Genomic DNA, 14,750 nt, shown 5'->3' with positions numbered 1-14,750 from the left:
GAATGAAGATGATTGCAGGTAAATTGGCTGTCGATAATCGAGCTTCTTTGGCTCTATTGACACTAGTCGGAGTTGTCGTCTCCATGATGTCCTTTCATGAAGGGCGATTTGTTGTATTGAGTATAAGCGGCATTGCCGGGTTTTACTTTATTGTATATTTAATAGTGCGGAATACTCGGGCATTGAAAGTTGTCGCTGAATTACAATTCCGAGAATTATTTTCTATAATTGCCCTTACGTTCGCCTTTCTTATATTTGCCGGCATATACTTATCTCGATACAACTTTATTCCTATATGGGATTATGCCAATTATTGGAATAATACGCTAGGTTTTAATCACAGTCTGCAGAATGGTGCTGTGGATACGTTTAGACAAGTTGTCTACAGTGTGAATTACTCAGATTATAATTTGCTGTTGTCGTGGATAATGTCTTTCCCTGTATATATTTTTCCGTCATGGAAAGGGGCTGTGTTTATTGAGTTATGCATTGCGGCTGTTCCTACCGCATTGCTTATGGCAGGGTTCATTGTGTCCAAATCAACGCAACTGAGTATGCCCGAGGATTCGTCCGGAGTGTTTATTGCCTCATATGCTGTTTCTTTGCTCGCTTCTTCGTTTCTTGCGCCTATATTTTTAGGCTATTATGATGCTATACCTGCAGTTTTGTTTGTTGCTTTGCTCGTTGCGTTGATGGACGGCAACTTTCCGAAGAGACATTTTGGTGCTGTTTCTGTTGGCTTGGGCTTGTGTGGGGTATTTTTGCTTAGAAGGTGGTTTATCTTCGGTGTTATCGGGCTGGTTTTATGCTGTTTGATATATTGGGTAGGCGTGATTGCTATCAGTGCAAGTGGCAGTCGCATTGCGCTTTTTAAGTCGTTATGCTTCCGTGTAGCTACGATGGCTATTGTCTTCGCGCTTCCTCTTGTGTCTATCTTCCGTCCTTTTGTGTTCAGATCCACTGGAGGGCAGTACTCGCAATCCTATAGTGCTTGGACCGTCTATGACTCTTATTTTGAAAAAGCTCTTAATGTTGTCAACAGAATCGGATTGCTTTGGTTTATTGTTGGTCTAATTAGTATTGTAATATTAGTTGTGGTTTATTCTCGCGTATCGGTTGTGAATAAATCAAGCTTCAGTGAGTTGGTTATTTTGCCTGTGGCTGCCTTTCTGGGTGCGGTGTTAGCTTCTGTAGTTTTTTGGCATGTTCAAGATTTTGGAGAGCAGCACTGGTATGTTATTCTCTTCTTCGTTGAGATTTTTTCTATGGTCCCATTCTTTGCTTGCGCCAATTTGTTGAAGAATGGGGTTGCACGTACTGTTATTAATCCAATAGTAGTTGCTCTATCCATTGTTTCTTTGTTGCAGGGTTTTTCTATCGTGTCTGCTCCTTCTCAGATTAGTCTTCTACTGGGTAAGCAAGGTATAGTTCGTCCTATCAGGCAACATGATGTTACGGAGAAGCATGAGTTGATTACATACCTTCGCCAACAGACCATGAACGGAGGGACGGTATATTTTGCTGCTGCGAGTGCGAACTTAAACTATTCTCTTGCTGATACGACTTTGCTTCCGGATGTAGTAGGATCGGCATTCCCCGTTATTGCAGCTGATGTCGATTCGCGTGATGGTTTTAATACTGGATTCTTTGATGCTCGCTTTGTTGTTACATCTACTCCAGTTTCCTTGCATATGAATGAAGAAAACGAAAGAGTTGTTGTCGCGCTTAATAGTCTTGTGCAGGATTCCTCTAGTTTTCTTGGACGCCATTATATTGAACGTAAATCGTTTCAGTTTGATGGCCCTGTTGAGGTTCATGTTTATGAGAAAGTGTCCCCTATTGAAGTCGAAGATGTTAGGACTTTGAAAGATTATTTCAATAAATGGTATTCGGATTCTCCAGATTTGTTTGCTAATCGGTTTGATGATTATGTCAACCATATGAAACAAGATGAATCTGTGGAGTAAGTCCCTTCAGGCTGGATGGCTAGTTGCACTTCGCCCCGCGTGCGTACAATGAAACGCATGTGCCGATTCTTCCAACTTGATCAAGACGCATGTGAGTTTCTGGACTCGCTGAGCCGCCGTCAACGCAGCCTTGTCGTGGCGGCGGTCAACTATCATTCGCTCATCCAGCCCGGGCGCACCCTCCACTACCGAATCTACATGGGTGAGAAGTGGCAGTACCCCCGCCTGACCGACACCTCCACCCTCAACGGGTCGTGCACGGAGAATGACGGACGCGAACCCATCGGAGAGTTTGATGCCGCTTCCACGGTGAACGCACAGTCAGAGTTCTCCCCCCACTACTTCGCAGGGGACGAGCAGCTGCTCGACCACAACATCCGCTACATCCTGCTCACACCGGATGATGCCACGGACGAAGATGTGTGGGAGCATGCGCCTAATGCAAGCCGCGCCGTCAAACTGTACAACGAACTGGAATACCGTTGGCCTGTGGCGTTCGACCGCATCCGTGAAGTGCAGCGTGAGGAGCGTGAGCGAAAGGCCCGTGGGGAAGTCCGGCTGTATGAGCCATTCACAGTCGAGAGAGCGAACGCCAACGAGAAGAATCACCACCCGTGGGTTGAAGTGAAGCCAGGAGCGCGCGTCGCCGATGCGCCCAAGGCCGTCATCGTCGCCATGCACTGGCTTCAGGCGGGCGGCGCGGAACGCTGGGGCATGGAAACCATTCAGCTCGCCAAAGAAGCGGGCTTCCTGCCCATTGTTCTCACCGACTCCGACGGCCACCAGCCGTGGATCACCGACCCCATCTGCGATGGCGCGCTCGTGATCCCCCTGACCCAGCCGTTGCAATACCGCGTCGGTGACGCCCCGATCCTTCGCGCCCTGTTCGAACAGTTCGACATCCGCGGCATCATGATCCACCACTGCCAGTGGATGTATGACAACGCCTGGTGGGTGAAGAAGTACTTCCCGGATGTCAAGATCGTGGATTCGCTGCACATCGTGGAATACATGTTCCGAGGAGGCTTCCCTCGCGAATCGCTCGCACACGACGAGTGGATCGACCTGCACCACGTGATCTCCCCGCAGCTGGAACACTGGATGGAAGACATCCACCACATCCCCGCCTCCAAGGTCATCGATGCTCCTCTCGTTGGGCTCACCGCCGACTCCGAACATGTAAGCTATGCGGAACGACGCGACCCGCAGGTGCTCAATGTGGCGTTCGTCGGACGTATGTCCCGCCAGAAGCGACCCGACGCGTTCATCCTCGTCGCCAAAGCGATGGAACAGGCCGCGCCCGGCAAATACCATTTCATCATGCACGGCAGCGGCGATATGGACACCTTCACCGATGGGCTCATCAAACGCTACGGCCTCGAGGGCGTCATCGAACGCCGACCCATGAGCATCCCCGTATCGCGAACCTATGCCGATGCCGACGTACTGCTCGTATCCTCCGTGAACGAAGGCATCACGCTCACCACCATCGAAGCCATCAGCGCCGGCATCCCCGTGCTCTCCGCGAACGTCGGATCGCAGGATACGCTCGTGCCGCCGCAAGGATTGCTGCGCCGCATGACTTCCTCGTTCATCCATGACGCGAAACGTTCGCTCACGCACCTCAACGACAATGAGGCGGATCGGCGCAAACTGTGGGAAGTCGAGAAGAACCGCCTTGAAACCTTCTCGCACAAGCAAACCGCCAACAGTCTGTTCCGCCAGCTTCTCAACGAATGGAGCAAGTAGTCATGCCATCCGCAAACACCGCTACGGTCGCCGCGATCGTCGTCACCTACAACCGTCTTGAAAAACTCAAGAAGGTCCTCGCATCGCTGGAAGCGCAGACGCGGCTGCCCGAGCATCTCGTCATCGTCAACAACGCCTCCACGGACGACACCGCCGCATACCTGACCGAATACGAACACGACTTTGCGTTGAAGGACAAGGTCCGTATCACCATCGTCACCCTGCCGGAGAACGCTGGTGGCGCTGGCGGCTTCTCCGCCGGCATGCGAAAAGGCTACGAGCTCGGCGCCGACTTCGTGTGGATCTTCGACGACGACGGCTACCCGCAGCCCACTGCACTGGAGAAGCTGCTCGAAGGCTACGACAATGCGGTCGACGGGCTTGGCACCGACGTGCCGTACGTGTGCTCCATGGTCAAGTTCATCGACGGTTCCATCTCCGAAATGAACAACCCCATCCCCACATGGGATTGGGGCCGACTGCAGGCCAAAGGCTACGACAACCTGGTCATGGTCACCGCCTGCTCGTTCGTGTCTGTGCTCATCCCCCGGTGGGTGATGGAGGTGTTCGGCCTGCCGTACAAGGAGTACTTCATCTGGTTCGATGACGCCGAATACACGCGGCGCATCACCCAGTCGTGCCCCGGCGTGGAAGTCACCGACAGCATCGTGCTCCACGACATGGGCGTGAATCAGGGCGTCAACTACTCCATGGTGAACGACAAGAACGTGTGGAAATTCTCCTACGGTGCGCGCAACGAAGGCTCATACCATCTGCACCACCAGAACGTGTGGCAGTATCTGTACTTCTGCCTCGTGGTACACAACGCCATGCGCCGCGGCAATGTGGCCATGCCGTTGCGCCGTAAGATCTACAGCCAGCTGGTCAAGGCCATCTCGTTCAACCCAAAGGTCGACTTCCCGCAGCAGCCGGAAGCCTGAACCGAATGGAGTTGAGGTGAGCTTACGGTGATGCCCGTTGTCTTTGATTCCGTCAAAGACAACGGGCATCACACGTTCCGGCATATTCCGTCAATCGAGTCTACTGCCGTTCCGCATCCTTGAAGATACGTTCCCACGTGTCCACGGAGGCGACGCCGTAGTCACGGTATTCGCGCGAGAGGCGCTTCCAGCTCCGCGCCAGTTTGCGCGCGAGACCGAAGCACACACGCATGTTGCGGCGATAGAGCCTGCTGCCGCGTCGGAACCACGCCACCGAATCACCGTCGGCCGACGTGACCATCGCGGAACTGACACCGAGGAACGACGGCCAGATGGAAAACCTCGCCGGAATCGCCACCTGAGGTGCTTCGTCCTTCGAGCCATCCACGCGGGACCGCAGTGCGGCGAGCACCGCCTTCATACCCCGCTTCGTCACGTCGCGCGCACTCTGCGGCGCCCACTCGCGTTCGGCATGATCGCCGGGCTCCGGCAGCTCCAACGGGCTGGCGAACGTGGTGCTGTCCGCGAAACCGGCGCGTGCCTTACGCACTTCGCCCAGCTTCGTTGGCAGCGAATCCACCAGATACGCCGGCCCCTTCAACACATCGACGAGGGCCATCTGGCTCAACGCCATGCCCGAATACAGCATGCGCAACCCCAGATTCGCCTCCTCATACAACATGCGGAACGCGGCCGCACGGCCCGCATTCGGATAGTGCAGCAACGCGCACACCCACCGGTTGCGCACTTGGAAATACTCCTCCCAGCTGCGCGCTGGATCCTTGTCATGCCACCCCATATGCCAGACGGCCACACCGGGCAGGCTCACCGTCGGGAACCCATGCTTCTTCGCACGCACGCCGTATTCGATGTCATCGAACTTGATGAACGCGGGCAACCCCAACCCGATGGCGCGCATCGTCTCCGTGGGAATCAGGCAGAACCACCAGCCGTTGAAATCGGAGAACTTCACACCATGCAGGGATGGGCTGTCCGCCAACGGCTCCGAACGAAAATCATGGTTGAATTCCGCACCACGCGACGGGTACATCCACATCGAACGTGGGTCGAACCGCTCGCCCTGCACGTGCAGCACCGTCCTGTGGTCGATATGGAACATGCCGCCGCCCACCAGCACAGGACGTGCCGTGTAATCCGCGAACTGCACGGCGCGCAGAATCGACTCCGGCTCGCTGATCGCATCATCATCAAGCAGCAGCGTGTAGTCGCTACGCCCCGCCTTCACCGTCTCGAACATGCCGCGCGAGAACCCGCCGGAGCCGCCGAGATTCGCCTGCCGGACATACGTCAGCTGCTCGCCCAAGTCGCTGGCGGTGGTAGCGAACCCATCCTGGTCGCGCACCAGATCCGTGCCCTGATCCGTGCAGTATACGGTGTCCAGGCGGGCCCGCAGCTCCGACTCCCCGGCAATCGAGCGCAACTGATCCAAACAGTACGACGGACGGTTGAACGTGGTGATTGCCACGGACACCGTGCCCGGATTCGGTGTGCGGCGATCATGCGACGGGACCTGCCAAATCGCGTCGCCCACGGTCAGTGACGCGTCCTCATCAGCGCGCGCATCGAACCAGTAGAAGCCGCCGTCCAGCATGCCCTTCAACGAAAGCATCACCTCGACGCGCTGCGGGTCGCCGTCACCATGTTTCGTGTCGATGGAGAACGACCTCACCGGCGCCGCCAAGCCGCGCGCCGTGGAACGGAACACGGTCACCGTGCCCTTGCCCGCCGTCCACGCGGAGAAGCGCACGCTCTTGACCCGCGTCCAATACCGCCAATAGCCGGCCGGGAACGCGTTGAAATATGTACAAAGTGACAGGTGCGTGCCCGCCGTCAGCGTGATCGTGTTCCGCGAATCGACCGTGAAACCGTGCGGCTCCTCGCTCGTCGCACACCGCCCCTGCGCGATGAGCCGCGCAAGCTCGGAACGCGTCATTCCATTCGGATTCGCGCTGTACAGATTGTCACGCTCATCGAACACGCTCGGGTCGAAATGCGCGGGATGCCAGTTCACCGCGTACAACGGCATCGTCTGATCGGCATCGCGCAGCGGGTAGACGACCCGGTTCACCGTCTCCCAGCGCGTGTCGCCCGGTGTGCTTTGGTCGCTGGGGGAAGCCGCGCCTAACGTCGTGGCCGAAGCTGAAGTCTGTGCCTGTACCATACCAGTCAGTATACAAATCGGCTTACGAAGGGTAGCCGGGGCAGGAACGGGAGGGTCAGCTTGTCGAGTGATGTCATCCGTGCGGTACGCCGCGCAGTGTTCCATACGATGCTACGCGTGACGTCGCGCATAACGCTCCGCACAATGCCGACCCGCGTGGCGTTGCGTATGATCTCGCGTACTATGTCGCGCACGATGCTGCGGTTCGCACGAACCATCATCGCGCTGCTCGCCGGCATGGCCATGCTCGCCGGATGCGCCACATCCGGCGCCGGCGGTTCAGGCACATCGTCCGCCAGCGGGGGCAGCGTCGACGGACTCGGCGTCACACTGCCCGACTACATCATGCCGGGAATCGTGTTCCAACGCGGCAAACCCATCCACGTCCGCGGCACGGTGAGCGCGGACGGCGGCGGCGCGGGCGGCAGCAGCGCCGCCGTGCCGCTCACCGTCCGTTTCGTACACGGCGACAAACGCTACGAAACCACGAAACAGGTGAAAGCCGGCAGCACCTTCGACATCGCCGTGAACGACGTACCCACGCACAAGGACGCATACACGCTCGCGTTCCTCATCAGCGACCAAGTCGTGCGCACCGTACGCGACGTCTACGTAGGCGACGTGTTCGTGGCCGCGGGGCAATCCAACATGGAACTCAACCACGTCGACTACTACGGCACCGACGCGCTGAAAAACGCGAACATCGCCGGCGCGTTCGCCGCAAGCGACCTGCCGAAAACCGTGGACGACAGCGGCATCCACTTCCTCGCCGTCGACCGCAAACTCGGCGGCTCGACGCTGCCGCTACGCTCGGTGAGCACAACCGCATGGGCCACCGCCACCGGCTCCAACACGCAATACCTCGGCTACCTGCCGCAACTGTTCGCCGCGCAACTGCGCGCGAAACACCCCAACGTGCCCGTCGGCATCATCCAGATCGCGTGGGGTGGCACCGCCATCGCACTGCACATGAAAGGCGGATCCATCTACGCCAACCACGTCATACCGCTGACCGGGTACCGCGTCGCCGGCGTGCTGTGGTACCAAGGCGAAGACGACGCCATCACCGAAGCCACGGCATTGCGGTACGAAAGCCGGTTCGCCGCGCTCATCAACCAATACCGCACCGTGTTCGGCGAGGATGATCTGCCGTTCCTATACGTGCAGCTCGCACGATATTCGGGCGGGAACCGCTACACGCCCATCGTGCGGCAGGCGCAGCTCGACGTGTTAAGCAGCGCCGCCGTGAACACCACGAAACATCTGGCGATGACCGTCTCGATCGACACGGACAAAGGCACGGCGAAGGTCATCCACCCGCTCGGCAAGGACATCCTCGCCGCGCGCATGGCGGCGCAGTGGCTCGCCATGACGGAGGCGGGAGAAGCGGGCGGAGCTTCTGGGGCGTCTGGGGCGGGTAGTTCTTCTGGATCGGCAGAGTCGTCCGAATCGTCTGAGTCGTCCGAATCGTCTGAATCAGGTTCGTCGGGTGGTTCAGGCGCGTCTGCTGGAACGGGCGCGTCGGCGGTGCCGTCCGGGCCGCTGGCGCGAGGCGCGTCGGCCGTGAAGGGCGACGCCTCCACCGTCACCGTGACATTCGCCGCGGGCACGGCGAACGGACTACGCGCAATGACCCCGAACTACACCATGAAAGCGACCACGTCGAACCTCGCCGCCGCGTCGACCGCGCCGCTGCAAGGCTTCGAAGTGGCCGGCGCGGACGGTGTGTTCCACGCCGCCGACGCCGCCGTGCAAGGCAATATGGTGATCGTCCACTCCGACGCGGTCGCGGCCGTCGCGCAGGTGCGCTACCTGTGGGGGCTCGCGCCGAACAGCTCCAGCATGCTGTACGATGCGGCGGGTCTGCCTGCCAGCCCGTTCCTGCTGGGCGTGGGCAAGGAGTAGCGGGCGTGGGTGTGGGCGTGGCGCTATCGGCTCGTAGCGTCGTGACCTTGGAATCGTTACGGTTCCGAGGTCTTTGTCTCCACGGGATTTGCCTATACTGTACGCAGTCGTCGGCGTATGGGATTGTGCCGAAGCCGATGAAGGTGCGCGTGCGCGCGTTCGATTGTGTGCGCATGCGGGCGTTCTGACGTTTGGGGCGGAAGGAGCAGTCATGACCGGTTATGTGTTGCGTCTGTATGACGCTCCGCTGCTTCGATTCGACGCCGCTTACGGTGAGGGACTGTTGGCAGGCAAGGTCGAAGCCCACATCCGCTGGTATGACAAGTCGAAACGGGCATTGCTCCCATTCCCGTTGGCCCCCGAGCCGGATGACGCGAAGCTCACCACTTGGCTGGAGCGGCGAACCATCCCGAAAAACCGCGAGTTCGCCGCCCAGATTCTCGCGCAGGCCGGGTTGAACATCTCGGACACCCTCGGCATCATCGACCTGTGCAAAGGGCTGTCGGTCAACGATTCGTTTTGGGTGGAACGTGACGATGAGAATCTGAAGTTCGCGGACATCAACCTATACGACAATCCATTGGATGACACGCTCGCCATCGTCGCCTACACCGGGTACACATCAAGCGAGAAACATGCGATCGGCCTGTCAAGCGAATGGACGACGGACGGGCAGTTCCCGAAGGCGTGGCGACATATGCAACATGGTCTGGAACTGTGGAAGGCAGGTTCCGAAGGGTATGCGAACGCCGGACTGGAACCGTATTCCGAGTACCTTGCCTCGCAGCTGGCACAAAAACTCGGCGTGAACGCGGTCGATTACCGCATCGCCCGCTGGAAAGGCAAACTGGCATCGGTGTGCGGTTCGATGAACACGAAGGACGTGTCGTTCGTGCCGTTCTACGCGGCCACGCAACTGGCTTCGTTCCCGGAGATTCTGGCCGCCGCCCGCGCCGTGTCGGAAGCGTCGTTCGAGGCGATGCGCACGATGCTCGTGTTCGACGCGCTCATCGTCAACCAGGACCGCCACGCCAACAACCACGGTTTCCTGCGAGACAACCATACCGGGCGCATCCTTGGACCGGCCCCTCTGTTCGACCACAACATGTCGCTGTTCAAGAACGACATGCGTTCCGACTGGGAACATGGCGCATGGACGCCGAAGGTGCTGGAGGAGCGCCAGCCGTCGAACTCGCGCATGACGTTCCGTGACCAGTGCGCGAGCATCATGGGGGCCGCGCAGCATGAGATGCTGCGCAGGGCGTTGGATGTCACGTTGGAGAACGATCCGGCATACCCGCTTGAGGACGGCCGCATCGAAGCGTTGAACGAGTACCTGCACGCCGCGTCCCGCTCACTGCTCGACATTCCCGTGGTGGACGAGTCGAAGCTCGCCGCCCAGCTGGACGCGTTGCGCCCGGCGGTCAGGAACGCGCCCGTGATCCGCAACGGTGCTTTGCTCGAGGAGGCAGAGGAGGCGTAGGCGCGGACAGAGACGGTTGAGCCGGCGCTCAGTGGCGGCACGCTCCCGCGCTCAGTGGCCCTGGAGGCGATACTTCTCCTCGGTGGCCTGCTTGTCCGGAAGCCACCAGCTCTCGTGGGTGCGGTACCAGTCGATTGTCCGGTCGAGGCCCTCGGCGAAATCCGTGTAACGCGGCCGCCAACCGAGCTCGCGCATGATCTTCGCGGCGTCGATCGCATACCGCTTGTCGCCGCCCGGCCGGTCGTTCACATGATCGAAGTCGTCGGCGTCGCGGCCCATGCGCGCGAGAATCATGCGCAGCACGTCGATGTTGCTCATCTCGCCGTCCGCACCCACCAGATACGTTTCGCCGATGCGCCCGCGCGTCAGAATCGCCCAGACCGCACTGCAATGGTCCTCCACGCTGATCCAGTCACGCACCGCGAGACCCGCGCCGTACAGTTTCGGACGGATACCCGCGAGAATATTCGTGACCTGCCGCGGAATGAACTTCTCCACATGCTGGTACGGACCATAATTATTGCTGCAATTGCTGATCGTCGCGCGCACGCCATACGTGCGGTGCCACGCGCGCACCAGATGATCGCTCGCCGCCTTCGACGCGGAATACGGGCTCGACGGCCTGTACGGGCTCTCCTCGGTGAACTTGCGCGGCTCGTCGAGCTGCAGGTCGCCGTACACCTCGTCCGTGCTGATGTGGTGGAACCGCAGATTGTGGCGTCGCGCCGCCTCCAGCAGCACATACGTACCATCGATGTTCGTGCGCAGGAACGGGGAGGCGTCCAGAATCGAATTGTCGTTGTGCGATTCCGCCGCGAAATGGACGATTGCGTCGACGGGCGGCAGCGTGCGATGTGCGGACAGAATCTGTTCCACCAGCGCGGCGTCGCAGATGTCGCCCTGCACGAACGTGAGGCGATTCGCCGGCACACCGTCAAGGTTCTCGCGTTTGCCCGCATACGTGAGCTTGTCCAACACGGTGACGCGCACGCCCGGCTGCTCGCGCGCCACCCAGTGCACGAAATTCGCGCCGATGAAGCCCGCGCCGCCCGTCACCAGAAGGTGCCGCGGGGCGAACGGGGCGGTGGGGGCGGCGCCCGCAGTGCCGGCGGTGGTGTCGGCTGGTCTGCTGGTGTCGGCCGGTGCGATGGTGTTAGCTGGTGTGGTGGTGCTGGAGTCAGCGTAGGTGGTGTCGGCATCGGCGTCGGGGTTGGTGGTGCCGGCGTCCGCAGTGTCGCCGCCGCGGACGCACGCCTCCCGCTGTCCCCTCTTCTCGCAATCACTCATACGCTCAATCGTAATGGACCCCCGCAATCGGCGCCTACACTGCGGTGCGACTCGCGTTTGGCCAGCGTGGGATCTCGTACATGCCGGGCATGCGGCAATCTTGACTTCGTGAACGTCAAGATTCATAGCAATCTTGCCGTCCACCACTGCAAGATTGTGTATATGCGGCAATGCACTGTTTCCGGCTGGATTCCGGAGCCATCGTCATCGCGGATCAGGAGGAGCGCCTCGACGTGCCGGAAGGGCGGATCGACGTCATCCCGGCGTGGTGCTGGCTGCTGGATTAGCGGCCAGGTGGCCGAATAGGGCGGTATGGTTCGAAACAGTCCCGATTCATTCGGCGGAAGTCGCTCTGTTTTCACCCAACCCTGCGGTTTGATGTCTGGGCTACGCAGTTGGGGTATGAACCTGCGCGGTCTGATGACGAACCTGCGCGGTTTGGTCTCAACCTGTGCAATCTGACGGCGAACCTGCGCGATTGGGCTTAGAACCTGCGCAGTCTGATGGTGAACCTGCGCATAGGGGTCGTGAAAGCCGGCTTGCGCCGGATGGGATGGCGTCGGTGATTTCCCTGATATTCCGGGCTTTTCAGAATATGGCGTACATGCTCCACTACCTTGTGGAGGGCTTCTTTCAGCACCCCTGTGCGCAGGTTGGGCCTCCGACTGCGCAGGTTGGGTTCCGAATTGCGCACGTTCGGTCATCGACTGCGCAGGTTGGCCGTCCAATCGCGCAAGTTGTGCCCTGAACCGCGCAGGTTCGCAACACACGTGGGGTTGCCTGGTCTCTGCGCTGCGGAATATGGACCCGGTATCAGGACAGCGTAGTTTCCCGGCGAGAGGCTGTAGACTTCATCAGTTATCGCAAGGCGTGAACGGCGCGTGGCGTGCACGCCTTGCGAGGTGGAACCGCGAAGCGTTGCGTCGCAGCGCCAGTTGACGTGCGCCAGCCTGCCGTCGCTGCGCGTCGTATGCGCGTCGTACGGTACCTGCAATGCGCCGTCACTGTGCGTCGAAGAAGCCGGTTTCGGCGAGATAGCCCTTGCCTGCGGTCATGTCGTATTGGATGAGGCGGTAGTCGCGCAGCGTCCGCTTCGCCTGCTTCGAAAGGTTTCTGCGCTTCATAGCGTTGCCCTCCGCATCCAGGTACGTGGTGGACGTATCATCGGCGAATCCGCCCGCTCCGAGCACGAGTCGTTCCATCGCGGGAATGTCGCCGCGCGCCGCGTCGAGGAACGCGAGATACGGGGTGACCTTCGCGTTCATATGCTCCGCCGCGAGGCTCATGAAGTAGTTCGGTGACGTGACCGCAGTCTTCGAGGCCGCCGGATCCAGCTTCACGCCGGAACCTCCCGCGCCCGCTGCGCCGGACGCCTGATTCGACCAGATGAAATAGTCCGTCTCATGCAGGGTGAGCGTGTTGTGCTCGTCCTCCGCGGCGGTTTGGTACGCGCTTGGCAGGTGGTCGCCGTAGAAGACCACCGTGACCGGCTTGTCCAACGCGTTCAGCTGGTTGAGGAAGTCGATGGTCGTCTGGTCGGTGATGCTCACGCCCTTCATGTACGTGTTGATCTGCCCGCGCTCATAGTCGTTGAGATTGTCGGAGATGTTCGCCGCGTCGAACTGGTTGTCGTTGTACCAGCCGTCGTACGTCATGTGGTTCTGCATGGTGACCAGTTGCAGGAACTGCGGGTGCTCCTGCGCGTTCAACTGGTCGAGCACGTTCTGGTAGGAGGCCGCGTCGCTTACGTACGGCGAATTGTCGATGCGGTCCTGATGCGTGATCGCCGGCGTGCTGTCCAACGTGTAGAACCTGCTGAAGCCGAACTTCTTGTAGTTCGCGTCGCGCAGATACATGTTCTTGTAGTACGGGTGGAACGCGGTGGACGCGCCCTTGCCGTATTTCGCGTTCCAGATCCGGTTCCACGCGAACGGGTTCTTCTGGTGCGGCACCAGCTCCTGGTACATCGACTGCATGGAATCATCGAACAGCGCGAGATCCAGCCCGGTCAGCGTCTGGTATTCGATGTTCGCCGTGCCGCCGCCGTAGCCGGGCGAAAGCATCAGCCCGGACGTGGTCGTGTCTTTGAGCGCGCGGATGTTCGGCATCGGATCCTCGGTGAGTGTGATGCCGGGCACGCGCGTCGGATCGGAGAACGTCTCCGACAGGATCATGATGACGGTGCTGTCGGTCAGCTCGCTCGCGCGGGTGGCGTTCGTGGCGCGCGCCGTTTTCGTGTACTTGCGTGCCAGCGCTTCCATGGTCTCGCGGCTGTAGCCGTCCGGTTTCTCCATGATTTTCGGGTGTGTGAGACGCAGGAAGTTGACGGTCGGGCCGTTGCTTTGCGCGTCGCCCATCGCGTTCCACAACTGCGGCGAATCGCCCCACGATTTCGCCCACTCGTAGCCCCACGCGCTCGGCACGCTGAGCGTGAACGTGAACGAGCACAGCAGCGCGACGCTCGTTCCGGCGGCGACGAGGCGCGTGACGTTGCCCGCGATGGTCTTCCAGTTGCGGAACGGGTGCTTCCAGTGGAACGGGATCACGCAGCGGCGGCCGTCGGCCAGCTGGAGCGCGAGGCAGATGGCGGTCAGCCAGATCAGCATGCTCACGGTGCCGTGTACCAACGCCACACGGTCGTCGGGGATGAACGACGTGATTTCGCCGCCGTTGCCGCTCGTGAGGAAGCTCAGGTCGGACGGCAGGATCGGCTCGTTGCGCAATTCCACCTTGATGGCGTTCGCCACCGCGTACACGCTCATCACGATGCCGAATATGGCCGTCGCCACCCAGAATCGGTTCAACACGAACACGAGCACCAGGTAGACCATGCCCAACGCGAGGAAGTTCAACAGCCAGTTGAGCTGGGACTCCTCCAGCCACATCTGCGAGATGAACCGGGTGAGCTGGCCGTTCACGCTGTTCATGATCTTCGTGGTCTGGTCCACCGCGTCGGGGTCGTCGTAAGTGGGTTCCGAGTACATGCCCCACTGGATGAAGATCGTGGCCGCCGCGGTCATCAGCGCCATCACGAGCACGTACAGGGTGTACGGGAGTTTCGGGCGTTTGCGCCACGCGACGCGGAGTACGGCAGCCGCGCGGGTGATGGTGTTGATGACGGTGCGGATGATGGCGTGGGCGGTGGTGTTGGCGGCTTGGGCCGGGGCGAGTGCGACTGCGGTCGCGGCGAGCTTCGCGGCGGTGCGGCGAATGGGGAGTATCGCGGATCGTGCCGT

The 14,750-nt window shown here is 59.9% G+C and carries 8 protein-coding genes; 5 read left to right on the top strand and 3 right to left on the bottom strand.

Annotation, left to right across the window (positions count from 1 at the left end):
- The first annotated feature begins 2 nt into the window (after positions 1-2).
- The 3 genes from BFAL_RS11015 (at position 3) to BFAL_RS06040 (ending at position 4,657) form a co-directional block, all read left to right on the top strand.
- Entirely contained in the window at positions 3-1,967 is a 1,965-nt protein-coding gene (locus BFAL_RS11015) for a hypothetical protein (protein ID WP_152973566.1), read from the top strand.
- Positions 1,968-2,165: 198 nt separating this feature from the next.
- Positions 2,166-3,716 carry a glycosyltransferase gene (locus BFAL_RS06045; protein WP_082440420.1) on the top strand — a complete coding sequence of 517 codons (1,551 nt, stop codon included), beginning with the start codon at positions 2,166-2,168 and terminating at the stop codon, positions 3,714-3,716.
- A gap of 2 nt (positions 3,717-3,718) precedes the next feature.
- Positions 3,719-4,657, top strand: a complete 939-nt coding sequence (locus tag BFAL_RS06040) for a glycosyltransferase family 2 protein (protein WP_152973565.1) — start codon at positions 3,719-3,721, stop codon at positions 4,655-4,657.
- A gap of 100 nt (positions 4,658-4,757) precedes the next feature.
- Here BFAL_RS06040 and BFAL_RS06035 read toward each other — a convergent pair whose 3' ends face one another.
- Positions 4,758-6,839: a glycosyltransferase gene (locus tag BFAL_RS06035; RefSeq protein WP_055427524.1), complete on the bottom strand. Its 2,082-nt coding sequence runs from the start codon at positions 6,837-6,839 to the stop codon at positions 4,758-4,760.
- Between the two features lie 168 nt (positions 6,840-7,007).
- Between BFAL_RS06035 and BFAL_RS06030 the strand changes: the two genes are divergently transcribed.
- A complete protein-coding gene (locus BFAL_RS06030; protein ID WP_160319043.1) occupies positions 7,008-8,744 on the top strand; it encodes a sialate O-acetylesterase in 1,737 nt (578 codons plus the stop codon).
- Positions 8,745-8,955: 211 nt separating this feature from the next.
- The gene (locus BFAL_RS06025; protein WP_055427523.1) at positions 8,956-10,227 is read left to right on the top strand and encodes a HipA family kinase; all 1,272 of its coding nucleotides are present in this window, start codon (positions 8,956-8,958) and stop codon (positions 10,225-10,227) included.
- Between the two features lie 51 nt (positions 10,228-10,278).
- On the opposite strand, the gene rfbB is transcribed toward BFAL_RS06025, so the two are convergent.
- Positions 10,279-11,514, bottom strand: a complete 1,236-nt coding sequence (rfbB, locus tag BFAL_RS06020) for a dTDP-glucose 4,6-dehydratase (RefSeq protein ID WP_236691686.1) — start codon at positions 11,512-11,514, stop codon at positions 10,279-10,281.
- Between the two features lie 1,001 nt (positions 11,515-12,515).
- Positions 12,516-14,750: LTA synthase family protein (locus BFAL_RS06015; protein ID WP_305765039.1), on the bottom strand; the 2,235-nt coding region annotated here is incomplete at its 5' end.

This window comes from Bifidobacterium aesculapii (assembly GCF_001417815.1).
Classification (GTDB): Bacteria; Actinomycetota; Actinomycetes; order Actinomycetales; family Bifidobacteriaceae; genus Bifidobacterium; species Bifidobacterium aesculapii.
The sequence above is the reverse complement of the archived record's forward strand: the minus strand, read 5'-3'. Positions and strand labels throughout refer to the sequence as shown.